Source organism: Enterococcus sp. AMC1157, assembly GCF_058216555.1.
In genome coordinates this window covers 1,975,534-1,998,636 of the sequence record NZ_CM177099.1, presented here as the reverse complement: position 1 = coordinate 1,998,636, position 23,103 = coordinate 1,975,534, and the positions used below count along the sequence as shown (strand labels likewise).

The window sequence follows — 23,103 nt, the reverse complement described above, 5'->3', positions numbered from 1 at the left end:
TCTTACAACTCCTCTAACATTTTTCTATATTTACCAATCACACGCTCTACGCGAAAATGTTCGCTAGAGATTATATCTTTAATTCGTTGTACAGCTTGAGGAACTTCATCATTTACAACAGCATAATCGTATGATGCCATCATTTCAATTTCTGCTCGGGCTACACGCATACGTTCGTCAATTACATCCGCTGCGTCTGTCCCACGACCAGTAATTCTTGAGCGGAGTTCTGTTAAATCTGGTGGCGTTAAGAAAATAAAGACGCCGTCTGGAACCTGTTTTTTCACTTGTAATGCCCCTTGTACTTCAATCTCTAAAAAGACATCTTTGCCCTCATCTAAAGTTTGTTGCACATAAGATAGGGGTGTTCCATAATAGTTCCCTACATATTCAGCATACTCTAGCATCTGACCAGAAGCAATCAATTCCTCGAATTCTTCACGGCTACGGAAAAAATAGTCTACTCCTTCTACTTCGCCAATACGTTGTTTACGAGTAGTCATGGAAATAGAATATTGAAAATCATTGTCTTCACTATCGAATATCGCTTTACGAACTGTCCCTTTTCCTACACCTGAAGGGCCAGATAATACGATTAATAAACCTCGCTCTGTCATATGGACGTCCTTTCACTCTTCAATTTGCTTAACGTCTATTTTGCACTTTTTTTCAGCAACTTTCAAGAATTACTTTATTATAACGAGAATTTTATTAAAAAACTATTGAAAAGTTCCAAGAAATCGCAATTATTCAACATTTTGGACTTGTTCTCGAATTTTTTCGATGATTGTTTTCATTTGAACGACGGCATTTTTGATTTCAATCGGACTTGACTTCGAACCAATCGTATTGACCTCACGATTCATCTCTTGAATCAGGAAATCCAACTCTCTACCAACAGGATTATCTGAAGCGACTAATTCGGCCATCGCTTGCAAATGAATCTCCATACGATCTAATTCTTCATGAATATCTCCTCGTTCGATCAAAATGGTCATTTCCGTCAATAATCGTTCTTGATCAACTTCTCCTCCAAGATAATCCGTCAGTTTTTTCTCAAAGCGTTGACGATAATCTTGTTCATACACTTCAACAAACTGGTTTAATTCCGTAATTTTTAGCGCCAAGCCTTCACGATTTTCTGTTAAAACTTGTTGGATGCCTGTTCCTTCTTTTTGACGACTACTAGCATTTGCCAAAGTCGCTTCACGAATCGCCGTCAGTAAAGCTGGTTCTAATGTCGTATCCTTGGTTTGCTTTTCTCGAATTTCAATAAAGGCTTCATTGTCAGTCATTCGCTCTAAAATCGCCGTTGCTGGAAGTTCCGTACCAAAACGTTCTTGTGCTTCTTTTTGCATATCAGTGACCAATTGTTGGATTAAATCCCAATGCATGACCACTTCTTTGTTGTTATCGCCTTTTTCTTTTAAAGTCACATAAACTTCCACTCGTCCTCGTTGTAAAACTTCCTTAATCGTATTGCGAATGGCTTGTTCATAGCTATTTAATTGGCGGGGGTTGCGGACTTGAATATCAAGAAACCGATGATTGACACTTTTCACTTCCACTTCAATTTGATAATTTTCAGACTCTTGCAGAGATTTCCCAAAACCTGTCATGCTCTTCATACTTATTTACTCCTCGCTTCTCGCTCTTTTACATTGATAAAAATGTTTGCTTTAATGTTTCGAATTCTTCATTACTTAAAGTAATTCCTTTGCCCATTTTTTCATGTTCTGGAGCCCAATCGCGTAAGTCAAATTTTGGCGGACGACCATTCCAACTGACTAAATTTAATTCTTTGCGCCAGCCTTTCGGATTTTCAGATAGAACCGCAATTTCTTCTACAATTTCATAAGAAAATTCTGATGCCATTTTTTCTCCCTCTTTTCGTGTATTTCTTTTATTTTAACCCATTTTCTCTCCCGTGTAAAAATCGGTCTTACTACGACACAACCCACAATTACAAGAAAAAAAGCCCAGAAAAATACTAGACTCCTAATTTTTCTTTCAAAGCATCCGTTAAAGTTTGTGAGAAGTTAATCTGTTCCTTGGCAGCTAAATCTGCTAACCATTCTGGAACTGTGACATTTTTCCGGACAGTTTTCGCATGATGTTTTCTACGATAATCTGCTAAATCAACACCAATTAAAGCAACGGCTTTATCAGGATATTGTTTAGCGACATCAGCGAAAGAGCTAGCTACTGGAAAATCTTTCTTATCTTCCAAAACAAGACCTAGAACTTCCTCTGCCATTTCATAGGCTTGTTCAATGGACTCTGCTTGAGACAGAGCCTCAGGGATATCTGGAAATTTGATTAAAATATATTGCCCATCTTCTTCAAATGTAGCTGGATATACTAGCATATAAAACGTCCTTTCATCTTTTTTTATCGAACCAATCATACATGCAAATCATTTGAGCCCCGCTTGCTTAAGAATATCTGCTTCAATTCCTTTTCCTAGATCTTTCGCATGCATTGGAACTGTTGTTTGTTTATTAGTTTTAAGATTGAAGTAGAGAGCATAACTACCGCGTTGTCTTACTTTGATGAATCCGTTCTTTTTAAGTAACTTCACCATTTGTTTGGGTATCATTGGCATTTTATATCTCCTTCTCATGTTTAAGTTATACGCATTTTATATGCATTGTTCAACTGTTTTTATACTCCTTTAACTTTTAAAAATAACGAAAGGTTACTATTTACAGCTCTCTTTCTAATCCATGCGCTACACTGCGTAACGAAGAGAGAGGCTCGCATTGTCGCCACGTTAAGAATTTAATGTGAACTACACCCAGTTGCCAATTGATTGGTTACTGGACGTGTGAAGCTTGAAAGCTCCAAGACTACAGGCTTGGAGCGGTTTCGGGCTGACCTAAGCAAGCCTCTCTCGCAGTGAAGTGTCGAGTCTGCTGTAAATAAAGAGACGTTTACCTCAGATGACAACAAGTCACAATCATGCCACCCACTCTGCGCTTAGATAACAGCAAATTTTCCATTATTATCCCTATCTGAGTAATCAATAAAAAAGCCACCGTCCAAAAACAGTGACTGATCATCATATACGCAAAATTAGTGTGAAATTATTTATTATCTAATTGTTTTTCACTAAATCGTTTGCTCTTCTTCATTCTCTGCTAAATAACTCAAAAACTTGGCAGCAACCGCAACAATTGGTACCAATGTCAGAACTTGTGGTGGAATTTCACCTTTTTCCTGCATCGTTTGGTACAGTCGAATTAATTGATTCTTTTCAGAAAGGACAAAGCGTTGATTGTGCAGCTGTTGTAACCATTCCCCTACAGATAAACTGCCAACCATGGCTGGTTGTTCTGCTTGATACGCGTTTTGCAAAGCCTCTAAAAAAGTTTCTTGTGTATAGACGTGACCCGGAGTAATTTCCAAGACGCGTCCAATTAATTCCATTAAAATCAAACCACCTTCTTCAACAGGTGCTTTTTGTAAGTGAATTTTGGTAATTTTTTTCCAAAAGTCAGTTTGTTGAATCAATGCCAGATACAGAGGTTCTTCTTGTAACGACTGTAAAAAGCCACGCCAATCCTTGCGCCAATTGGTTTCCTGGCTGAAAGTGTACCAGTAGCCTTTAAAGTGACCTAATGTTTTCATTGTTTCTAAATAACCTAAACGATAATTTAACTCCGAACGCTCACGATCAAAAACTAATAAATTTCCTAAAGTCCATGGTGTTCGAAAATTAGTGATTGCTACGTGCTCAGGAATCTCTACTTTTTTGGTAATCCCCGGTCCTTTGACATCAATACAAATACATTCAGTCACTCCCTGAGCTATAGCGACATCGATGGGAATATTATTACGATAACCACCGTCTACATAGTGATGCTCACCAATTTGTTTGGGCATCATCGCAGGATAAAAAGAAGCCGAGCCAATCAACCAATCTAACTCCGACACTCCTTGACTGACATCAAATTCATGTACGGTTTCTTGCATCGTAGGAAAACGAGTGGTGCATAAAAAGAATTTAGCCGGATATTGACTCATTTTTTCTTGGTTGTACAAATTTCGTAATAACTTTTGTAAAGGTTCAGTACTCGCTCCATTTTCTCGCATAGCAGTTGTCGCCAAAGAATTAATTTGTTGCAATAACTCTTTTAAACTTTGGCTATCTTTACTGGCATCAGGATAAGCCAATACTTTATCCGTGCTGATGGTTAGCCATAAATCACGAGCCACTTCGACATCATCCAATAAGACTAAAGCACCATTCAATGCGCCGACAGAAGTTCCAGTAATAACCCCAAAGGTAATATTTTCACTTTTTAATGCTTGCCAAACACCAATTTGATACGCTCCTTTGGCTCCTCCACCACCTAAAACTAGCCCACGATGATAAACAAACTGTTTTTGCATCCCTTTGGTCGTTTGGTGATAACCTTGTTGCAACAACCATGTACTCATTGCTTCACCAAAATTCACAGGAATCAAAACATCTTCCACAAACTGTTGGCGTAAAAAGTTTTCTAGCGCTTGTAAAACTTTCGTCCATGAAGGTTGTCCTTTTACAAAAAGTAAATTAGTCAAGGTGACACTTTTTTCTATTCGTTGTATCGCTATATAAATTCGATGATTTTGAAAGTCCAACTGCCAACTTTCACCTTTTCTTGTTTGCCGAATGAATGCTTTTTTCGCTTCGGAGTGCGTGGCAAATAAAGGAATCACTAATTGGCTCGCCTGAAATTTTTCTTGATGATAGATTAAATCTGACAGGTATAATTTTTCACTCTTCACTGTCACACCTCATTTTCAATACTTATACAATCAAAAGGTCTGTTGTTCCATTTCGAATGCATGTAACATCTCTTCAGTAGCATCATCTACAGAAACAATGTCCGTCAATTCACCTTTTACCCACCAACGAGTGACCGCATCTCTTTCTCCACAAGTAATCAAGGTAACTAATTTTTCTCCTGGAACTTCATCGACCACTTCAACCCTTGAAGGATCAATTCGTTCTTTATTAGTAATCGTATACGCATAAATATTTTCTAAGTCAGTTAAGTAAATCACTGCCCCAAGTTCAACCACATCTAAGGGAGTAAATAACATATCCGTATCATCCACACGATGACTAGCAAGGGCATAATTCCCTTCACCCATTTTTTGATTTGGGTCAAAAGTCCCTGCTCCAAAACTCAATTCTGCATTTCCTAAGCCTTTAAAAATTGGTAAATTGATTTCGACACTAGGAATAGCAATTCCACCGATGACAGGTAAGTATTTACTATCTAATTGTCTCCGTAAAATCGAATCCAAGCTTAAAGGTTCCACCGCATCAAAATCAAAGGAAGCCTCATAAGCTAAATTTTCTTGAACATCTGTCGCAGTCACTTGTGAAACCGCATAATCTTCTCCCCAAGTTTTTAATAAAAAGTTTTTTATCTGATTGTTAAATACTAAAGCTAAACCAATCAATAACATCAATAATAACAACAAATTGATTAACCCATTTTTTACTCGTGATTTTTTTTTCATTCTGTTACTCCCTTTGTTTTTATTCCCTCTCACAAATAAATATTTTTTTGCTATGAATAGGAACTTTTTCTTGATTTTATCATATCATAGAACCTTTTTTATAGAATAATATCTAACAAGAAAAAGCGCTTTCCTCTTTTGTTTGTAATGAATTTTTAACGGAAAAGACACAAGCTTTTTTAAATCCTTTATTGTAAAATGACAGTATGGTCGGAAAGTACCTATATTATGAATAAAAGGAGGCTGGGGCATGCCTGACTTGGTTTACGTACATATCGACACAACAAGTAACGCGATCTTAACACAAGGTATTACCACCCATGATTTTCATCAAGGCATTGTCCATCAACCTAAGAACCTCTTACTGCTAAATCCCACGAGTGACTTAGGGGCTTTCGAACCTTCAACTGGCATGAAAATTATTCGTGGTAGTGAAGCTGTGACCAATTTCTTTCAACTAGCTTCACGAGGTAATCCTGATGACAATAAGTGGATTGACTTTACCGATGTACAAATGCTGAAAGAACTTTCTCCTTTAGAAATATCCGAACTTTTGTATTTTGGTCATATGAAGACCCATCTACATTCTCCATTTTTTTATAAATTACAAAATAATTTTGTGTATTTTGACCTGAAAGATCAAGTATCTCGCACTTATTACCGCTATTTAGATGAATTTTATCGGATTCTTTCAAACAAAATCACACATACTGCCTTAGAAGCTCTTAATGAGCGTCGTGGATTTTTTAAAAAGCCTATGCCTGTCGAAAAAATCAATATCGAATTAATCAAATCGTTGCGTGAAGTCATGAGAGAAGGGATTGTTCTTTCTTTTAAAGATGCACGTAAAGGTGACAGCTACCAAATTCCAATCTATGTGGTAGAAGACTCCTTACTAACGCAAATCAGAGCTCTAAAAGAAGAGGAACTGGTTGGTCATTTGAGCTATCATTTAACTGATAAAGTATGGAGTCTAGATTTAGATGAAGACAACCTACTTTTAAGTGGATTACCTTATTCATTTTAATTTTTACATCTTCTTTCATTAAAAGGAGATGTATTTTTTTGCTCTCTTTTATTAATCCAATGAAATAAGTTATGATAGAAGTAATGAAACCTACTGATTACAGATTAGTAGTATCTTCGTAAGAGGGGAGTTTTACTTATGAAAAAGAAAACTGCAACAAACAAGCATCCGTCTGTATTATGGAAATTATTCATCTCCACTTTGTATCTTAGTGCTTTTACCTTTGGCGGTGGGTACGTCATTGTCACTCTTATGCGGAGTAAATTTGTTCAGGAGTATGGCTGGATTGAAGAAGAAGAAATGTTAGACTTAATTGCAATTGCTCAATCTGCGCCAGGAGCGATTGCTGTGAATGGGGCCATTGTAATTGGCTATAAACTAAAAGGAATGCTGGGAGTTCTCGTTAGCGTGTTAGCTGCGATTCTTCCGCCCATGGTCATTATCTCTATTATCTCTGTCTTTTACTCCATTTTCAGTGAAAACTGGTTTATCGCTACAATGCTGGAAGGTATGCAAGCCGGTGTAGCCGCGGTGATTGGACTGGTCGTTTTTCAAATGGGTAGAGGCATGTTTAAGGAAAAAAATATTCTACACATATTGATTGCCACACTTGCTTTTATTGCGAATTATTTTTTAAAGGTAAATGTTGCCTATATCATTATTTCTTGTATCTTATTAGGAATCATCGGGCAATTTTTTCCTAAAAAAACCAATCAACAAGGAGGAGATAAACAATGATCTATTGGCAATTATTTGTTAGTTTCTTTCAAATTGGTTTATTTAGTTTTGGTGGTGGATATGCCGCTGTTCCCTTGATTCAAGAACAAGTGATTGATACCCATCATTGGTTGACACTCACAGAATTTACGGATTTAATTACTATTTCTCAAATGACACCCGGCCCGATTGCCATTAACTCTGCAACCTTTATTGGTATTCAAGTTGCTGGTATTCCAGGTGCAATTACCGCAACCATTGCAAGTATTCTTCCATCATTAGTAATTGTGACTGCCATTGCTTATTTTTATTTGAAGTATCGTCACCTATCTGCTCTGCAAGATATCTTGAGTATGTTGCGTCCAGCGGTCATCGCTTTGATTGCGACAGCCGGCGTCAGTATTTTTTTGACAGCTATTTTTGGCGGAGAAGTCACTCAATGGCACCAGCTACGTATCCATATGATTGTTATATTTTTGCTTTGCTTGCGTTTACTCTATAAAAAAGCCAATCCGGTACTTGTTATGTTTTTTGCAGGTATTCTAAACGTACTTTACAGCATTATTGGCTTTTATTTATTTTAAAAGGAGAACACTATGAAAATTCGTTTCTATCAAATATCCGATAAAAAAATTAGGTATTAAATCTTTGACTTATCTCTTTTCTCCAATCAAAAAATTCCTTATACATTGCAAGAAGGACACTATCTTGTAACGGATGAAGAGTATTTGGTCGACTTTGATATTGACCAAGTCATCAAAGAATTCACTTATATTTAATCTTTAAAATAAAACATAAGGAGCAAACCATCCATTTCGGTTTGCTCCTTTTTAACTTAGACTCTTTGAATTATAGACTTATTAAATACATACTCTATTTCTTCAGGTAGCTTTGGTCGACTGTAGTAATAGCCTTGAACTTCATCCACACCATAATCCATCAAAACTTGCAATTCATTTAGCTCCTCTACACCCTCTGCAACTACTCGTAAACCTAAATCTTTTCCTAATTGAATAATTGTACCGACTACTTTACGTTCTTTACAATTCTTCGAAATCCCTTGAATAAGTGATTTATCAATCTTTAAAGTGTCTAGATCTAGTTTGATGAGATAGGACAAAGAAGAATAACCTGTGCCAAAGTCATCTAAGGAAATTTGGATACCATGAGCTCTTAATGTTTTTAAAATTTCTTGCGCTTGTGCTTCGCTATAGATTAATACACCTTCTGTGATTTCAATATGAATCCACTCTGTTGCTACTTCATATGCTTTCAATCTAGCTAAGAATTTTTCAACAAAATTGGTTTGGACGAATTTACTGGCTGATAAATTAATAGAAACAGGTAGAACTGGATAATTTTGAGCCATCCATTGTCTTATTTGCTTGCACGCATGCTCTAAAACCCAATCATTCAAGTCATTTAACATGCCGATTTCTTCCGCAATTGGAATAAATTCTCCTGGTGATACTTCTCCTAGCTCATGGTGTCGCCAACGCAATAGAGCTTCTAAACCAGTGACTTGATTGGTATAAGGATTCACTTTTGGTTGGTAAACTAGATAAAACTCTTCATCAAAATTACTAGCACGCAAATTATTTTGAATATGAAACAGGCGTTGATTGGACTGACCGACATGATTAATGGAAAATAGATAGTCATTTTTCCGTGTATTTTTCACCTGATACATCGCTGAATCGGCGTTTTTCATAATCATCTCTGAATTTGTACCTGACTCAGGAAAAATCGCAATACCGATACTGCAAGTCATTCGTAAAATAAAATCATCAATAAAAAAAGGCTCTTTAAATCGTAATAATAATTCTTCAGCTGTTTGCTTCAACTCTTCCAAACTGGCAACATTGTAGACAATCATCGAGAATTCATCTCCGCCAATTCTAGCAACCAAGCCGTTATTACCGATAATTTCAGATAAACGAATGGAAACTTGAATCAATAACTCATCACCTACTGCGTGTCCTTTGGTATCATTTACGTATTTAAAGCTATCTAAATCAATAAAGAGCACTCCAAATTTTTCACTCTTCTTTTTTGCTTGTTCAATAGATGCAACTAAATGTTCATCAAATAAACGGCGATTAGCTACACCTGTCAATGAATCACGATTAGCTAAGTGTAAGATTTGTGCTTCATTTTCTTTTTGGTTGGTAATATTGTAACGAATAGCCATATATTGAAAAGGTTCACCATCTTCGTTTAGAACGGGAATAATCGTAGAATCTGCCCAATAGTATGCCCCATCTTTTTTCCGATTTTTCACTTCACCACGCCAAGTTTCACCGCTCTGTATGGTCTCCCACATCTCTTTGAAAAACTCTGGTGGATGATAACCTGAATTCACAATTTTATGGGTTCTTCCTATCAATTCATGACTTTCATAGCCTGAAATTTCACAGAATTGACTATTGGCATAGGTAATTCTGCCCACAGTATCAGTGATTGCTAAAATAATTGAACTATTAAAAGCGTGTTGCATCAGAGTTAAGTCATCTAATGTACCAAATAATTCTTGATTTAACTCTCTGGTTTCAATAATTGTTCCTAAGACAACTTGACTATCCAAAGTTCGAATGACCTGTCCAAAAATACTTAATGGTAATACGCTACCATTTTTATCATTTACAAAAATTCGATTGTATTTCGCATTTTCTTTATCTTGAATAAGCTCACTAAAGTATTTTGCCATCTCTTCGTTTAAGTACTTACTTAAAGTATCAAAATAATTACTTCCTTGAACTGTTTTTTCATCAATCCCCATCAATTCAAAAAAAGAAGAGTCGCTAAAATATACTTTTTCATCTACAATATGAAAAATACTTTGTTTCATATACCTTTCCTCTCTCTAATTCCCCTTATTTTGAAGGATAGTGTGGGCTTCTGATAAGAAATTTCTATTTTATCGATTTCTTTCAAAATCATTCTATCACTTTTAAATTAAACTGAGTTACTTTTTTGAATCGTACAAAACAGTTCCTTTATTATTAATCGTCTATTTTCAAAAAATTTTTAACCTTAAAATAAGAAAACCCTCAATCTTTGTGAAAAAAATCGAGGGAATGTAACTAGTTCATATGATTAATCTTTGGGAACAAATATATCTGGAAATACACGATAAAAAATTAATAACACAACAATCGTCACGACACCCGTCGATAGACCACTAGCCGCATTCATAACTAAAGAAAAAATCACTGGACTTAAGCCCCATAGAGCGTATTGACCCCAGAAAATCCAACCTGCTACAAAATGCCAAAAATAACGAGCAATTGCTCCGACTAAGACACCATAGACAATTTGAAAGCGAGCAGATTTTTCATCCTTATTTGCTAATGCTTGTTGTAATTTCACAGAGGCTATTCCTGTAAAACCAGCAAAAGTAAAAGCTACTGGATATTCAATTAAAACTTGTGCTGGACTTAAAAAATATACATTCGCTGCGGGGAAATGCAAAAGCCCCCAAATAAAGGCTGCTAGTAATCCTGGTTTGACTCCTCGACGTAAAGCATAAACAGCCAAAGGAATTTGACCCAATGAAATCGAATAGCTAGAACCAATCGATAATGGAATCATTGATAAAACCATTGCTAGGGCAGCTAAAATAGTTCCTTCCACCCAGATTTTTGTGTTTGTAGAACGCATAAAAAAACTCCTCCTTTAGAATCTTCACAATTCACAAAGGAGAAGTGGATGATAGATATTCTGTGCACTTCAACTCGTCACAATTCCTACGTTCGAATGATCGAAACAGGTACAGAGGGTTTAGAGTAAACTCAATCTCAGCCCATGATGGACTCCCCTTTGTGAGTAGATTCTATTTAATTTTTTATTACATAAGCAAGCATAGCATAGAATCTGCAAGTTGAAAACCTCGTTGCTTAATTAATTACCCTATTTTAACGCGGCACCATTGGTAGCAATCACTTCTTTGTACCAATCGAAACTTTTCTTCTTATAACGATCCAAAGTTCCTTCACCTTCGTCATTACGATCCACATAAATGAAACCATAACGTTTAGACATTTGAGCAGTTGAAGCACTCACTAAATCAATACATCCCCATGAGGTATAACCCATGACTTCCACGCCGTCAGCAATCGCACGATCTACCTGAACTAGATGATCATTCATGTAGCTGATACAATAGTCGTCATTGACTGTCCAATTACCATTGTCGTCTTGAACTAACTTATCTTTGGCACCTAAACCATTTTCCGCAATTAATAACGGCAACTGGTAACGATCATACAGCATGTTTAAAGCAATATAAATTCCTTGTAGGTCAATTTGCTAGCCCCACTCTGAAGCATCTAAGAATGGATTTTTTGGTCCAATTGAAATATTCCCCACTGCTTTTTCATAATTTTCAGGATGAGCGGTTGCTGTTCCACTTAGATAATAACTGAAAGAAATATAATCCACTGTGTACTCAGCCAATTCATGAAAGTTGATAGCTATAGCTTAACAGAACCTTGAGAAGAAAAAAATAGACTGGACTGCGATTGTTGAGATGGAATAATTCAAATAAAAGGAAAATCAAAGTTTAATAGAAAGCGTTGCGCGACCGCTAAAAATTCAGCTTCTTCCACATGCCCAATGACTTGGATATTTCTATTTCCTCGTCTGGTTTTATCGAATGAATAGACTTGCATCGTGTTTACTTGACTATTCTTGTCGAGTCCAACACTCTCAATAGGAACTAAAAAAGGACGATTCTGACTATTCGAAGTGATTGGACAAACAATAAGTAAGCTAGTCATTTTATTATAGCTATCTTTACTCAAAACTAAAGCCGGTCTTCGCTTTTTTATTTCTGAACCTCTCGAAGGATCAAAATCGATTACCACAATATCACCTTGCTTAATCATTGACTCACTCATCTATCCATTCACTTCCTTGAGGTTGATAGTCTACGGAAAAATTATCTATATCAGATAGTTCAAAATCCTCTTTCTTTAATGATTCAAAGTAGTCTTCTACTTTTGGTAGCAACGTAATGGCTCCAGAAGCACTTTTATATACATAGAATTCTTTTCCTTCATCAATATTCAATTTACTGGACAGCGTAACTACAATAGAATTTCCTTGTTTTCTAGATTTCACTTTATCCAACATTTCCATAAAAATCACACCTTTCACAAAAAATATAACACGTACCACTAGTATTTACAATTTTTCAAACTTTTTATCATCGATTGAATAGTGTGATTTACACCTAGATATCTGAAAATTCCTTTTGATACTTAATTGAAAACAACAACTCGACTTTCACAAACTTCTTGCTTTTTTTCAATCCCTTCCATTGACTTTTTCTCTGAAATTAAGGACAATCTTTCTATAGGTTTTTTTTACTTAATAGAATAAAAATATTAGGAGTGTGAAAAAGTGATAAAGGCATTACTTCAAAATATCGGTGTGTATAAAAAGCAAACGTTGCTGACACCTTTTTTTGTAACATTAGAAGTTCTTTTAGATATACTAATTCCTGTTCTGATGGCGATGATCATCGACCGAGGAATTACGAAAGGCGACCAGTCTAGTCTACTATTGATTGGTGTTGGTTTGTTGGTTTCGGCAGTATTTGCCTTGATTTTCGGTATGCTTTCGGCGCGGTATGCAGCAATCGCTTCTGCTGGTTTGGCTAAGAATATCCGAAAAAATATTTTTGAAAATATCCAGAGTTTTTCTTTCTCAAATATTGATCGATTCTCAACCTCTAGTTTAGTCACCCGTCTAACGACAGATATCAACAACGTCCAAAACTCTTTCCAAATGACTATCCGTATCTTAGTTCGTAGTCCGTTGCTATTCATTTTTTCTTTAATTATGGCTTTTCGAATTAACAGTGAGTTAGCCGTGGTATTTTTATATGCGGTTCCTTTTTTAGTGGTCGGATTATTCTTGATCATTAAATTCGCTCTACCTGCTTTTCAACACGTCTTCAAAATTTACGACCGTTTAAATCAAGTCGTTCAAGAAAATTTACAAGGCATTCGAATTGTAAAATCTTATGTACGTGAAGATCATGAAGCTGATAAATTCCAAGTCGTTTCTCAACAAATTTACAAAGGCTTTTCTAAAGCTGAACGTATTGTCTCCTTTAATGGTCCGTTGATGCAGTTTACTATGTTTAGCTGTATGTTATTGATTTCTTGGATTGGGGCACAGTTGATTGTTGATAGTTCAATGACGACTGGTGAATTGATGAGTATGTTTATGTACATCATCCAAATTTTAATTGCCTTGAACATGATGTCTATGGTGTTTGTTATGCTACTTATTTCTCGTCCTTCTGCAGAACGTATCATGGAAGTAATTGATGAAAAAAGTGATTTAACAGATCCTGAACAACCAGTTAATGAGGTTGTAGATGGTTCTGTGACTTTTAAAAATGTCGCTTTTAGTTATTCAAATGATGAGGATAAATTAATTCTCAAAGATTGTGATTTTACGATTCCTTCTGGAAAAACAGTCGGGATTATTGGTGGAACAGGGAGTGGGAAAACTTCTTTAGTTCAGCTAATTCCTCGCTTGTACGATGTTACAACAGGAAGTGTCTTAGTTGGTGGACGAGATGTTCGTGAATACTCACTAAAAACACTGCGAGATGCAGTCGGAATGGTTTTACAAAGCAATGTCCTTTTCTCTGGAACTGTCAAAGAAAATTTACGCTGGGGAAACCCCGAAGCAACAGATGAAGAATTAATCGAAGCTTGTCGCTTAGCACAAGCCGATGAATTTATTCAAAAAATGCCAGATGGGTATGACACTTATGTTGAAGAAGGCGGCTCTAACTTTTCTGGTGGACAAAAACAACGTTTGACTATTGCTCGAGCATTGTTGAAAAAACCAAAAATTCTGATTTTAGATGACTCAACCAGTGCGGTAGATACCAAAACGGATAGTCTCATTCAAGAAGCTTTTTACGAAACAATTCCTCATACAACAAAATTTATCATTGCTCAACGAATCTCTTCTATCGAAAAAGCGGATCAAATTATTGTAATGGAAGAAGGCGTCATTAACGGAATGGGTACCCACGAAGAATTAATGGCAAACAATACTATTTATCAAGAAGTCAATCATTCTCAAGTGAAAGGATTTGGTGAAGCTTATGAATAATAAAAGAAAAGCAGCCGATAATCCGATGAAAACCTCTGCTAGATTGTTACGTTATTTAGTGACAGGCTATCCTCTGCATTTACTCATTGTTGTGATAGCAATTATTTTATCGGCAGTTGCTTCTGTAAGAGGCTCCCTCTTCTTACAAGTAGTGATTGATGAACATGCATTGCCTTTGTTGGCTCAAAATGGTCCTGCTGATTTTTCAGGACTACTGAGAGCAATCTTTAACATGGGGATTATTTACCTGGTGGGAGTTATCTCTAACATTGTCTTCAATCAATTGATGGTCGTTGTTTCCCAAGGAGTGCAAAAGAAAATTCGGGATGATTTGTTTATCCATATGCAAACTTTACCGATCAACTATTTTGACACACATACTCATGGAGAAGTCATGAGTCACTATACCAATGATATTGATACTTTGCGACAAATGATTTCTCAAAGTATCCCTCAACTGTTACAAGCGTTAGTTACTTTTGTTAGTGTATTTGTCGCAATGTTTTCTGTCAGTTTGCCTTTGACGTTTTTTGTGATTTTATCCGTAAGCTTGATGCTTTATACTGTCCGTAAAATCAGTGGTTTAAGTGGTCGTTACTTTGGTCAACAACAAAAATCTCTAGGAAAACTAAATGGTTTTATCGAAGAAATGATGCATGGACAAAAAGTGATTAAAATCTTTAATCATGAAACACAAACGATTGAACAATTTGATGGATTAAATGAACAATTGGCTGATGATGCGACAAAAGCCAATGGTTATGCCAACATTTTGATGCCAGTCATGATGAATTTATTAAACATCCAGTACGTCTTAATTGCGATTGTGGGTGGTTTGTTAAGTATCAATGGAATTTCTGTATTAACTATTGGTGCCATTGCTTCTTTCCTACAATTAAGTCGTTCATTGAATATGCCGATTGCGCAGATTTCACAACAAATTAACTTTGTTATCATGGCGTTAGCAGGATCTGAACGTATCTTTACCTTAATGGATGAACAATCTGAAGTGGATGATGGAACTGTTACGCTAGTTAATATTCGTTATGAAAATGGCCAGCCAGTCGAATATGCAGAAAAAACTGGTGATTGGGCTTGGAAACAACCACAAGGGACAGGTTTTGTTTATACGCCACTAAAAGGCGATGTTCGTTTTAATCATGTGGACTTTGGTTATACACCGAAGAAAAAAGTTTTACATGATATTAGCCTGTTTGCCAAACCAGGTGAAAAATTAGCCTTCGTTGGTGCCACCGGTGCGGGTAAAACAACGATTACTAATTTGATTAATCGTTTCTACAATATTTCTAATGGAGAAATTCTTTATGACGGGATTAATATTAATCAAATCAAAAAAGAATCTTTACGTCGTTCTTTAGGAATTGTTTTGCAAGACACTCATTTATTTACAGGAACAATCAGTGAAAATATTCGTTATAGTAAATTAGATGCAACTGATGAAGAAGTTCGTCAAGCAGCAAAATTAGCCAATGCCGATTACTTCATTTCTCGTTTGCCACAAGGTTATGACACAATCATCACTGGTGATGGTGAAGGTCTATCTCAAGGACAACGCCAATTACTAGCGATTGCCCGAGCAGCCGTTGCTGATCCGCCCGTTATGATTTTAGACGAAGCCACTTCAAGTATTGATACTCGGACTGAACGGATCGTTCAAAATGGGATGGATGCGTTGATGCATGGTCGCACTGTTTTTGTTATCGCCCATCGTTTATCAACCATTCAAAATTCCGATGCTATCATGGTATTAGACCAAGGTCGCATCATCGAACGCGGCGATCACGATGATTTATTGAAACAAAAAGGTGTGTATTACCAACTAGCTACTGGCGCGTTGGAATTGGATTAACAAAAGAAAAAAGTGCTTGCTTATCGTTTGATAGGCAGGCACTTTTTTCTTATTCAATTTTTTCGACTGTTACTTCACCCCAGCCGAGGATATCACTCACATAACTGTGCCCATCTCGAATGTTTACTAATAAGGCAACGACACTAACCACATAGACCAATTTATAGAAAGAGTTACTTTTTTTATTTCTCCAAATGACAAATCCACCAAGGACTATTCCTATTGGAAAAATAAAAGATGAAATTGCAGCAAGTAATAGTAAAAATAAGCCTTCGTCTATTTCTTGTTTATTTTGAATTTGTTTTTTAAGACGATAAATTTTTTTCTTCTGCTCTTTAATTTCTACTTCATTTATTTGAAGATGCTCTTTTATTACTTTGTTTTCATCCATCAGTTCATCCAAAGTCACTTGGTAAAGCTCACTTAAAAGTAAAAGATTATCTAAATCAGGATAACCTTTTCCATTTTCCCATCTTGAAATTGCTTGACGAGTTAAATGTAATTTTTCAGCTACTTGTACCTGAGATAGTCCACTACGTTCGCGATGATTTTTTAGACTTCCTGCTAATTCCATCTTCAACCTCCTAAGAAACTTTATTTGACTACTATTTTATCACCAGAAACAGTTGCTGTCACGGTTACATTTGAAGTTAATATCCCTACTTTTCTTTTAAAATCACATGTGGCTTTTGAAGATGTGTGTGTCAATGAGCTAGACAAGATACTTCCACTTAAAACCTTTAAATTCAGATTTGAGGTTCCTGTAATTTTCCCACTTGAGTTTACCGTAACATTAAATGATACCGACCAATTTCCTTTGGACGTTTTGGACACTTTATAAGTTCCTGCTGAAATTTGTAACATTGATGGGATATACTCTATTTGAACTATAATCTCCTCATTATTTTCATCTACATAAGAAAATTCTTTCTTACCTTCTGTTCCATCTAACAAATATTCTAATATTTCTTTTTGATTCTCTGAAATAATTTCTTGCGCCATTACTGTCTTAGAAAAGAAAAAAGTCATACACCCTAATAAAAACACAAATAAATATCTTGATTTCATCTTTAATACTCCTCATAAAATATATTTGTAAGTAAAAATAGATTAGTGCATCGGTATCTATTTTCTTGAAATATAGCACTTATATCGAAAAAAAGATAGATAATTTGAAGTTGCACAGGGGGCAACGCATCGTTGACACCAACTAAATAGTACTACGTCAACGATGCGTTGCTTTTTTTCAAGAAGCAAATACTGTTAATATTTGGGTAACCTAAAGATGTTTTTTTCAGCATTACTCATCAAGTAAGCGTTTATAAGAAATGTCTTTAGGTAAAAAATAGTGAGGTATAAACCTCGCAAAAAATAAACAGGAGGCGATTTTAATGAAAAGAAGCTTTACAGGAATTATTGCAACGTTGGTTTTGGTTTTAACATTTGGTTCTACAGCAGCATTAGCCGCAACATGGAGTGTTGGCTCGGTAAGTGTACCTAGTTGGGGAGGAGGTTCAAGAACATCTGCTAGTAATTTAAAAGATAGTAACTCAAATTATGCATCATTCAAAGGTTCTGCATTGCCAAACTCTTTTGGTTATAATGTACGCTTAGTAAATGTGAATAATGATAGTCGTTCCAATAGTGCTTCATTAAAATTAAATGAAACTACTCGAGCTTCTGAAAATTCAGGTACAATTAATTATTATTATTACGCACGAGTAAACTCAAAAATTTTAGAGCCAAGTACAAGTACTGTAAAACTTAGTTTCTCATCAGACTACAAATAGTCTAATAAATGAAAAAGGTATACTATTTGTGTACCTCTTTTCATTTTTTTGGTGTATATTTTTCTATTTTAACTATTTGATTTAAATTCTTGTTTACTAACAATTAAATCTAAAGTACTCTTACTTTAAGAACACAGATAACACAATATTGCCTTATGATAAGGAGTTGGAAAGATGATTCATTTTTCAAAGAAAAATTTCTTTTTATTTTTACTAATTACTATTTTCTTGATTATTCCCTATACAATGCTCAGTATTCAGAATGCAGCCCCAATTGTAAATCATCCACTCAGTGAAGGGGGACTTCCTTTTTTCTATGATTTACAGAATGGAATGGTTACACCTGAATTAGCAGGTGTTGGTTACACTTTCTTTACAATTGTTTGTTTCCCTTTTATCTATTCTTTCCAACCAATCCATGCAAGAATCAACCATTTCGATTATATAATTGCTTTAAGAGCTCAGAAAAATGGGATAGTAAATAAGTGGAATAGTTCTTATCTCGTTCGGATTCTTTGGACTAATTTTTTCTATACTTTTCTTTTCTTCTTTTCTATATTAATTGTAGAAGTTTTAGTTATTCAAATCGCCTATCAACCTTTTATTTTTCAAAAAACTAGTTTTTTCTTAACAGAAAGCATAACCTACTATCTATCTCCTAATGGATTGACTAATTTTGTTATGTATCTACTCCTAGCTCCTTTGGGGTCAGCAATTTTTTCTACCTTTATTATGGTCGTTGGATTATATATTAAGAACTACTTTGTCTATTTATCGAGTGGACTATTATTAAGTTTGATTCTAATTATTGCACCAGCTTTAATCAAAATGACTCTTAATACATCTGCCTTAGATCCGCTTCTTTATGCTATCGAAGCAGATAGTCTATTAAAGCCCGGGTTAACAACCTTAGGAAGTGTCACACCAGCTTTTAGTGCAACATTTGCCTATCTTTTCTCTCTTATTTTCTTTGTACTACTCATTATTATATTGTTTCATTTTCGAATAAAATTAGATAAAAAATCTAGTTAAAGGTAGGAAAATTATGAATCGAGTTTTTTTTAGTAAAGAAAATGGCATTTTTTATCTCCTATCCTTTCTGACAGGCATTTCGTATGTCATGAAAGGTAGTCTAAATGACGATATTATTTCCGATCTAGCCTTTTCTAACTTCGTTGCTTATGGTCCAAATATCATTATTCTCATTTTAATTGGCATAAAGGTTGGTCGGGGGTTGCATATCAGTAATCTTTTAATCCCACGATTAAGTTATCGTACATTTCTAATCACGCAATATCTATCCGCCATCTTGATGATGTTTATTTATTTGATGAGTCAATATGGTCTAGCGTTTTTACTTTCCAATATTCAATTACCTGTAGTATGGACATTCGTTAGGCTATTTTTTATCACTAACACCAGTGTCATGATTTGTGCAACGCTAATTATTTCCTTAATGAATTATGGAATTAAGAGAGTCTGGGTGCTCCTTCTATCGATCGCTTTGGTTCTCTTTTATCACTATGCTTACTTAATTGGATACCTGACAGAAATATACCCTCTACTATGATTAGAAAGAAGTTGATAATAATGTTACAGATGAACAATGTTAAAAAAAGCTTTAAAGCCAATCACTTACTAGAAAGTATTGATTTATCCGTACATAGCGGAGATTTGATTCATATTCAAGGAAGTAATGGCTCTGGAAAATCAACCATTTTTAAATTGATTTGTCATATCATTGAACCTGATGCTGGAAAAATCGAACTGGCAAATGAGGCTGTATTAGGTGCCTTGATTGAAAATCCTAATTTTATGGAAGATTGTACGATGAAGACCAATTTAAAGTTTTTAGCCTCGATTAATCGAAACTATGATGAAGAAAAAGTAGCAAAACTAGCTGAGCAATTTCATTTAGATTACTATAGCAAGGAAAAATTAAAAAAATACTCTGTTGGCATGCGTCAAAAGGTTGGAATTATTCAAGCCGTTATGGAGGAGCAAAATCTTATTTTGTTGGATGAGCCGACTAGAGGCTTAGATGCAGATGCTTTAGTTGTTTTTCGCCAATTGATTACGGAGTTAATTTCTGATGGAAAAGCGGTTGTTATCGCATCACACGATAATTCTGCGGAAATTCCTTTCACCAAAAGCTATCTCTTAGATAAGGGGAGATTACAATTACAAGCCGAATCTTAAAAAACCCGTATATTTACAGTTATTTTTTTACGCTTGTTTTTTTGTATTTGTTCTTTCATCGTTTTATTGACCAGTTTAACGCCTTTCGTTACACCATTTCCATGGAAACAATGATTAGCATTTTGATTACGGTCTTATTGATTTTGTTGGAGAGTCTTTTAGTTCTGTACTATGCAAAGGATTATTGGCATGTCAAAACACTGCTATTTATTCGAACAAATTTTTGGAAACGTGTCTGGATATTTCTAAAATTAACTGTACCATCCTTAATTTTACTTTTAACAATAAATGCTTTATTTGATTTCTTTACTCAAACTCCACTACTTTTTATAAATGTCATCAGAATGGTGTTATTCTATCTTTTTAGTTCTCTTATTCCTTTCATTTCTAAAAAAGAAAATGTTGTTTTGTGGGTAGTTGTTTGTATGGATCTAGGCTTGAGACTTATGCTTGTATTTTAGAAAGGGTTAGTTTGATATTTTACTGTTTTCATGCTACGACAAAAGTGTGAAAACATCAGAATTTTCTAGCACGGATTTCATAAGCACAAAAGCCAATTCACCTGTGACGGTAATTGGCTTTTTTTGCGCTCTGCGACTAGGCGTGTGTGCTAGTGAAGTACGTGCTAGTGCCAAAAGCTAGTATAACATGATTTCACGACTAGTATTTATTTCCATAAAAACATGTACACTATTATAAAATTAAAATGGATAGACTCATATGACGACCAAAATAAAAAATGGCAAAACATCTTTATTTTATCCATCATTTTAGTCATTCTTGTCGCTATCGTTTTACATCTGGCACCTAGTCTAACGTTACGAACTAATATCTTTTTCCAAGGACATTTCGATGAGGCTTTGCACGCGAAATTGACACCTGTTGAATCTGAAGATAGCCAGTCCAAACTTTATACCGTGGTACCAACTCCATTAAAAAAAGTCACCCATTCTGAATTAAAAACTTTTGAAGTCAAAAAGATTTTTGTTTTCTATTCTGCTTCTTATTACGGAGAAGTTTAACATTGTATCGCACAAAAAATGCTTGCCAACAATTGATAAATGTGGCAAATATTATGACTATTTTCTCTCAATATTTGCGTTCAGGACAAAATATTCAACGTTTGGGGTATAAATGGTTTTTTGACTCCTTTTTAATCTATAATTTGGATGAAAATAGCTTAGTCATAGCATTTTAAAAAAGAACGTTTCACATAACAACCAAAAATAAAAATGGGTGAACACATTATTTTTTCTACCCTTTTTTAAACTATACTGCAACTGATTAAACAAGAACGTGAGAGGTAATAATAATGGAGGAAAATCAATGAAAATGATAAAAATAGGATTGGCTTTTTCCCTGTTATTCCTTTTAACAAGTTGCTCTCCTAAATTGGAAGAGAACATTGGCGTTTCTGAACACTTTTCAACAACAGAAATCCAAACAGCTATTGATACAGTGAAACTTGAAGTAGATAACTATTTATCAGTTGCTGACTTGACAGAGTTAACCTTTGATGAAGATATTTCTCAACAAATAATTACCGATTATTTACCAACGATAGAAACAATTGATTATACGAATGAAAACACAGTCGTCTTTTATTCAGAATTTCAAACAAAACGTTCTTCTGGCTCTTTAGACCCTAACACTCATTATGAAAACTACTACTGGATACTGACCCAACAGGACAATCAGAACTGGCAAATTATTTTTAATGGCTTTTTGAATTAAAAACTGATACTCACTAATCGAAAGGACGAGTACCGATGAATCGACAAACAAAAATAATTCTTACTCTTGTCATGCTCAGTCTGTTTGTACTAACTTCTTTTGCGCTATATCAAAAATCTAATTTGGAAAACATTTTAGCAAATAAAGAACTATCTGGAACTTTTATACCTGTACGTGAAGATAAAGAAGCTTGGGAAGCGGAAAGCGACTTGAGCTATTATGTATTTGCAGATGAATCCAGTATCACGATTGAAACATTTAATCGTGAGGTACTTTTAGCAGCAGACTATGCCTTTATTGGAAATGGCGTCTTTCTTTTATCCGACAACAAAGGATATATCCTTCGCTCAACAGAGGGATTGACCTTTGATCTAACTGAAGAATATCCACACATAGTTTTTAACGAATACCAATATTTTGCACAATAATTTTATTGCTAGCTAGATATGTTCTTTAAATTTACTCAACACTCTACTCTCAAAATAGACTATTTAATCTGAAAGAAACTAAAAAAACTGATTCATCTCTATCGAAATCTAATATGAAGGAGTATTCAAATGAAAAATAAAAGAAAGCACTGGGAAAACACTATCATTTTCTCAATCATGGTTGTTACTTTCGTCGCTATAGGTCTGCATCTGACTCCTAGTTTATCGTTAAGAACCACTCTCTTTTTTTCAGGACACTTCAATGAGGCTCTTCACGCTAAATTAACACCAGTTGAATCTAAAAATAGTCAATCCACCCTTTATACCGTGGAGCCAGCTCCCTTTGAAAAAGCCACACATTCTGAATTAAAAACTTTTGAAGTCAAAAAGATTTTTATTTTCTACTCAGCTTCTTATTATGGAGAAGTTTAACAGTGACTTGAACAAAAGTGCTTGCCAGTGAATGATTTAGTGATTGGTAAGCACTTTTTGCTATTTTCTTCTAAGTACTGCGTTCAGGATTAAATATTCAACGTTTGGGGTATAAATGGTTCAACCGTTGCTTTTTAAGTTATACTGCTCTTAACAATGAAATAAGATAAAATTTTTACTCTGGATTCTTTTTCAGATTCTATAAATCAAGCGTGTTAATGTTAACGGATAACAGAGATATTTATCTTA

At 35.1% G+C, this 23,103-nt stretch carries 26 protein-coding genes, 1 pseudogene and 1 riboswitch; of the genes and pseudogenes, 13 read left to right on the top strand and 14 right to left on the bottom strand.

The genetic code is table 11. The features are described 5' to 3' along the window. Nucleotides 1-2: 2 nt before the first annotated feature. The 7 genes from gmk to AC4BBX_RS09480 form a co-directional block, all read right to left on the bottom strand. Entirely contained in the window at nt 3-617 is a 615-nt protein-coding gene (gene gmk, locus AC4BBX_RS09510; protein WP_490453617.1) for a guanylate kinase, read from the bottom strand. Between the two features lie 129 nt (nt 618-746). Continuing rightward, nucleotides 747-1,628 (bottom strand): YicC/YloC family endoribonuclease, encoded by an 882-nt coding sequence (locus AC4BBX_RS09505; protein WP_490453616.1) that lies wholly within the window; start codon nt 1,626-1,628, stop codon nt 747-749. Between the two features lie 28 nt (nt 1,629-1,656). Beyond that, nucleotides 1,657-1,875 carry a YdbC family protein gene (locus AC4BBX_RS09500; RefSeq protein ID WP_490453615.1) on the bottom strand — a complete coding sequence of 73 codons (219 nt, stop codon included), beginning with the start codon at nt 1,873-1,875 and terminating at the stop codon, nt 1,657-1,659. 115 nt (nt 1,876-1,990) lie between these two features. Continuing rightward, on the bottom strand, nt 1,991-2,368 hold the full coding sequence (locus AC4BBX_RS09495) for a type II toxin-antitoxin system HicB family antitoxin (RefSeq protein WP_490453614.1): 378 nt from the start codon (nt 2,366-2,368) through the stop codon (nt 1,991-1,993). Between the two features lie 48 nt (nt 2,369-2,416). Continuing rightward, a complete protein-coding gene (locus tag AC4BBX_RS09490; protein WP_490453613.1) occupies nt 2,417-2,605 on the bottom strand; it encodes a type II toxin-antitoxin system HicA family toxin in 189 nt (62 codons plus the stop codon). Nucleotides 2,606-3,111: 506 nt separating this feature from the next. Further along, nucleotides 3,112-4,773 carry a patatin-like phospholipase family protein gene (locus AC4BBX_RS09485; RefSeq protein ID WP_490453612.1) on the bottom strand — a complete coding sequence of 554 codons (1,662 nt, stop codon included), beginning with the start codon at nt 4,771-4,773 and terminating at the stop codon, nt 3,112-3,114. Between the two features lie 30 nt (nt 4,774-4,803). Then, the gene (locus tag AC4BBX_RS09480; RefSeq protein WP_490453611.1) at nt 4,804-5,517 is read right to left on the bottom strand and encodes a class A sortase; all 714 of its coding nucleotides are present in this window, start codon (nt 5,515-5,517) and stop codon (nt 4,804-4,806) included. 250 nt (nt 5,518-5,767) lie between these two features. On the opposite strand from AC4BBX_RS09480, the gene AC4BBX_RS09475 reads away from it, so the two are divergent. The 3 genes from AC4BBX_RS09475 (at nt 5,768) to AC4BBX_RS09465 (ending at nt 7,845) form a co-directional block, all read left to right on the top strand. After that, a complete protein-coding gene (locus tag AC4BBX_RS09475) occupies nt 5,768-6,544 on the top strand; it encodes a hypothetical protein (RefSeq protein ID WP_490453610.1) in 777 nt (258 codons plus the stop codon). A gap of 138 nt (nt 6,545-6,682) precedes the next feature. Further along, nucleotides 6,683-7,282 carry a chromate transporter gene (locus AC4BBX_RS09470; protein WP_490453609.1) on the top strand — a complete coding sequence of 200 codons (600 nt, stop codon included), beginning with the start codon at nt 6,683-6,685 and terminating at the stop codon, nt 7,280-7,282. Further along, on the top strand, nt 7,279-7,845 hold the full coding sequence (locus tag AC4BBX_RS09465) for a chromate transporter (RefSeq protein ID WP_490453608.1): 567 nt from the start codon (nt 7,279-7,281) through the stop codon (nt 7,843-7,845). Before AC4BBX_RS09470 ends, AC4BBX_RS09465 begins: the two co-directional genes overlap by 4 nt. A 251-nt stretch (nt 7,846-8,096) precedes the next feature. Here AC4BBX_RS09465 and AC4BBX_RS09460 read toward each other — a convergent pair whose 3' ends face one another. From AC4BBX_RS09460 to mazE, 5 genes and pseudogenes are all read right to left on the bottom strand, one after another. Continuing rightward, nucleotides 8,097-10,109 carry a putative bifunctional diguanylate cyclase/phosphodiesterase gene (locus tag AC4BBX_RS09460; protein WP_490453607.1) on the bottom strand — a complete coding sequence of 671 codons (2,013 nt, stop codon included), beginning with the start codon at nt 10,107-10,109 and terminating at the stop codon, nt 8,097-8,099. Between the two features lie 248 nt (nt 10,110-10,357). Continuing rightward, a complete protein-coding gene (gene thiT, locus AC4BBX_RS09455) occupies nt 10,358-10,921 on the bottom strand; it encodes an energy-coupled thiamine transporter ThiT (protein ID WP_490453606.1) in 564 nt (187 codons plus the stop codon). A 66-nt stretch (nt 10,922-10,987) separates the two neighbouring features. After that, nucleotides 10,988-11,090, bottom strand: a riboswitch (TPP riboswitch). An 80-nt stretch (nt 11,091-11,170) separates the two neighbouring features. Next, nucleotides 11,171-11,716 (bottom strand): annotated as a pseudogene (locus tag AC4BBX_RS09450) (family 1 glycosylhydrolase); the annotation flags it as partial. An 83-nt stretch (nt 11,717-11,799) separates the two neighbouring features. Beyond that, on the bottom strand, nt 11,800-12,147 hold the full coding sequence (locus AC4BBX_RS09445; protein ID WP_490453605.1) for a type II toxin-antitoxin system PemK/MazF family toxin: 348 nt from the start codon (nt 12,145-12,147) through the stop codon (nt 11,800-11,802). A gap of 4 nt (nt 12,148-12,151) precedes the next feature. After that, the gene (mazE, locus tag AC4BBX_RS09440) at nt 12,152-12,400 is read right to left on the bottom strand and encodes a type II toxin-antitoxin system PemI/MazE family antitoxin (RefSeq protein WP_490453604.1); all 249 of its coding nucleotides are present in this window, start codon (nt 12,398-12,400) and stop codon (nt 12,152-12,154) included. Between the two features lie 264 nt (nt 12,401-12,664). Between mazE and AC4BBX_RS09435 the strand changes: the two genes are divergently transcribed. Beyond that, on the top strand, nt 12,665-14,401 hold the full coding sequence (locus tag AC4BBX_RS09435) for an ABC transporter ATP-binding protein (protein WP_490453603.1): 1,737 nt from the start codon (nt 12,665-12,667) through the stop codon (nt 14,399-14,401). After that, entirely contained in the window at nt 14,394-16,271 is a 1,878-nt protein-coding gene (locus tag AC4BBX_RS09430) for an ABC transporter ATP-binding protein (protein WP_490453602.1), read from the top strand. The genes AC4BBX_RS09435 and AC4BBX_RS09430 overlap by 8 nt, the downstream gene beginning before the upstream one ends. A gap of 49 nt (nt 16,272-16,320) precedes the next feature. Here AC4BBX_RS09430 and AC4BBX_RS09425 read toward each other — a convergent pair whose 3' ends face one another. Continuing rightward, nucleotides 16,321-16,845 carry a helix-turn-helix domain-containing protein gene (locus AC4BBX_RS09425; protein WP_490453601.1) on the bottom strand — a complete coding sequence of 175 codons (525 nt, stop codon included), beginning with the start codon at nt 16,843-16,845 and terminating at the stop codon, nt 16,321-16,323. A 20-nt stretch (nt 16,846-16,865) separates the two neighbouring features. Next, nucleotides 16,866-17,339, bottom strand: coding sequence for a DUF5626 family protein (locus tag AC4BBX_RS09420; protein ID WP_490453600.1), 474 nt, complete (start codon nt 17,337-17,339; stop codon nt 16,866-16,868). 323 nt (nt 17,340-17,662) lie between these two features. Here AC4BBX_RS09420 and AC4BBX_RS09415 point away from each other — a divergent pair, with 323 nt between their 5' ends. The 8 genes from AC4BBX_RS09415 to AC4BBX_RS09380 all read left to right on the top strand — a co-directional run bounded on the left by AC4BBX_RS09415 (nt 17,663) and on the right by AC4BBX_RS09380 (nt 22,854). Next, entirely contained in the window at nt 17,663-18,061 is a 399-nt protein-coding gene (locus AC4BBX_RS09415; protein WP_490453599.1) for a choline-binding protein, read from the top strand. 174 nt (nt 18,062-18,235) lie between these two features. After that, entirely contained in the window at nt 18,236-19,093 is an 858-nt protein-coding gene (locus AC4BBX_RS09410; RefSeq protein WP_490453598.1) for a hypothetical protein, read from the top strand. A gap of 558 nt (nt 19,094-19,651) precedes the next feature. Beyond that, the gene (locus tag AC4BBX_RS09405; protein WP_490453597.1) at nt 19,652-20,260 is read left to right on the top strand and encodes an ATP-binding cassette domain-containing protein; all 609 of its coding nucleotides are present in this window, start codon (nt 19,652-19,654) and stop codon (nt 20,258-20,260) included. A gap of 683 nt (nt 20,261-20,943) precedes the next feature. Further along, nucleotides 20,944-21,282, top strand: a complete 339-nt coding sequence (locus AC4BBX_RS09400) for a YjcN family protein (RefSeq protein WP_490453596.1) — start codon at nt 20,944-20,946, stop codon at nt 21,280-21,282. A gap of 2 nt (nt 21,283-21,284) precedes the next feature. Next, nucleotides 21,285-21,458, top strand: coding sequence for a hypothetical protein (locus AC4BBX_RS09395; RefSeq protein WP_490453595.1), 174 nt, complete (start codon nt 21,285-21,287; stop codon nt 21,456-21,458). Between the two features lie 128 nt (nt 21,459-21,586). Further along, complete coding sequence (locus tag AC4BBX_RS09390) at nt 21,587-21,994, top strand: hypothetical protein (protein ID WP_490453594.1); 408 nt, start codon at nt 21,587-21,589, stop codon at nt 21,992-21,994. A gap of 35 nt (nt 21,995-22,029) precedes the next feature. Continuing rightward, nucleotides 22,030-22,422, top strand: a complete 393-nt coding sequence (locus tag AC4BBX_RS09385) for a hypothetical protein (RefSeq protein WP_490453593.1) — start codon at nt 22,030-22,032, stop codon at nt 22,420-22,422. 129 nt (nt 22,423-22,551) lie between these two features. Further along, entirely contained in the window at nt 22,552-22,854 is a 303-nt protein-coding gene (locus AC4BBX_RS09380; RefSeq protein ID WP_490453592.1) for a YjcN family protein, read from the top strand. Nucleotides 22,855-23,103 lie beyond the last annotated feature (249 nt).

Bases quoted from the DNA above. Each gene is read 5' to 3' on its own strand.
- thiT (WP_490453606.1), bottom strand. From the start codon at position 10,921: ATGCGTTCTACAAACACAAAAATCTGGGTGGAAGGAACTATTTTAGCT.
- AC4BBX_RS09490 (WP_490453613.1), bottom strand. From the start codon at position 2,605: ATGCCAATGATACCCAAACAAATGGTGAAGTTACTTAAAAAGAACGGA.
- AC4BBX_RS09445 (WP_490453605.1), bottom strand. From the start codon at position 12,147: ATGATTAAGCAAGGTGATATTGTGGTAATCGATTTTGATCCTTCGAGA.
- AC4BBX_RS09495 (WP_490453614.1), bottom strand. From the start codon at position 2,368: ATGCTAGTATATCCAGCTACATTTGAAGAAGATGGGCAATATATTTTA.
- AC4BBX_RS09410 (WP_490453598.1), top strand. From the start codon at position 18,236: ATGATTCATTTTTCAAAGAAAAATTTCTTTTTATTTTTACTAATTACT.
- AC4BBX_RS09415 (WP_490453599.1), top strand. From the start codon at position 17,663: ATGAAAAGAAGCTTTACAGGAATTATTGCAACGTTGGTTTTGGTTTTA.
- AC4BBX_RS09405 (WP_490453597.1), top strand. From the start codon at position 19,652: ATGTTACAGATGAACAATGTTAAAAAAAGCTTTAAAGCCAATCACTTA.
- mazE (WP_490453604.1), bottom strand. From the start codon at position 12,400: ATGGAAATGTTGGATAAAGTGAAATCTAGAAAACAAGGAAATTCTATT.
- AC4BBX_RS09480 (WP_490453611.1), bottom strand. From the start codon at position 5,517: ATGAAAAAAAAATCACGAGTAAAAAATGGGTTAATCAATTTGTTGTTA.
- gmk (WP_490453617.1), bottom strand. From the start codon at position 617: ATGACAGAGCGAGGTTTATTAATCGTATTATCTGGCCCTTCAGGTGTA.
- AC4BBX_RS09460 (WP_490453607.1), bottom strand. From the start codon at position 10,109: ATGAAACAAAGTATTTTTCATATTGTAGATGAAAAAGTATATTTTAGC.
- AC4BBX_RS09475 (WP_490453610.1), top strand. From the start codon at position 5,768: ATGCCTGACTTGGTTTACGTACATATCGACACAACAAGTAACGCGATC.
- AC4BBX_RS09425 (WP_490453601.1), bottom strand. From the start codon at position 16,845: ATGGAATTAGCAGGAAGTCTAAAAAATCATCGCGAACGTAGTGGACTA.
- AC4BBX_RS09470 (WP_490453609.1), top strand. From the start codon at position 6,683: ATGAAAAAGAAAACTGCAACAAACAAGCATCCGTCTGTATTATGGAAA.
- AC4BBX_RS09420 (WP_490453600.1), bottom strand. From the start codon at position 17,339: ATGAAATCAAGATATTTATTTGTGTTTTTATTAGGGTGTATGACTTTT.
- AC4BBX_RS09430 (WP_490453602.1), top strand. From the start codon at position 14,394: ATGAATAATAAAAGAAAAGCAGCCGATAATCCGATGAAAACCTCTGCT.
- AC4BBX_RS09385 (WP_490453593.1), top strand. From the start codon at position 22,030: ATGAATCGACAAACAAAAATAATTCTTACTCTTGTCATGCTCAGTCTG.
- AC4BBX_RS09380 (WP_490453592.1), top strand. From the start codon at position 22,552: ATGAAAAATAAAAGAAAGCACTGGGAAAACACTATCATTTTCTCAATC.
- AC4BBX_RS09390 (WP_490453594.1), top strand. From the start codon at position 21,587: ATGAAAATGATAAAAATAGGATTGGCTTTTTCCCTGTTATTCCTTTTA.
- AC4BBX_RS09465 (WP_490453608.1), top strand. From the start codon at position 7,279: ATGATCTATTGGCAATTATTTGTTAGTTTCTTTCAAATTGGTTTATTT.
- AC4BBX_RS09400 (WP_490453596.1), top strand. From the start codon at position 20,944: ATGTACACTATTATAAAATTAAAATGGATAGACTCATATGACGACCAA.
- AC4BBX_RS09500 (WP_490453615.1), bottom strand. From the start codon at position 1,875: ATGGCATCAGAATTTTCTTATGAAATTGTAGAAGAAATTGCGGTTCTA.
- AC4BBX_RS09505 (WP_490453616.1), bottom strand. From the start codon at position 1,628: ATGAAGAGCATGACAGGTTTTGGGAAATCTCTGCAAGAGTCTGAAAAT.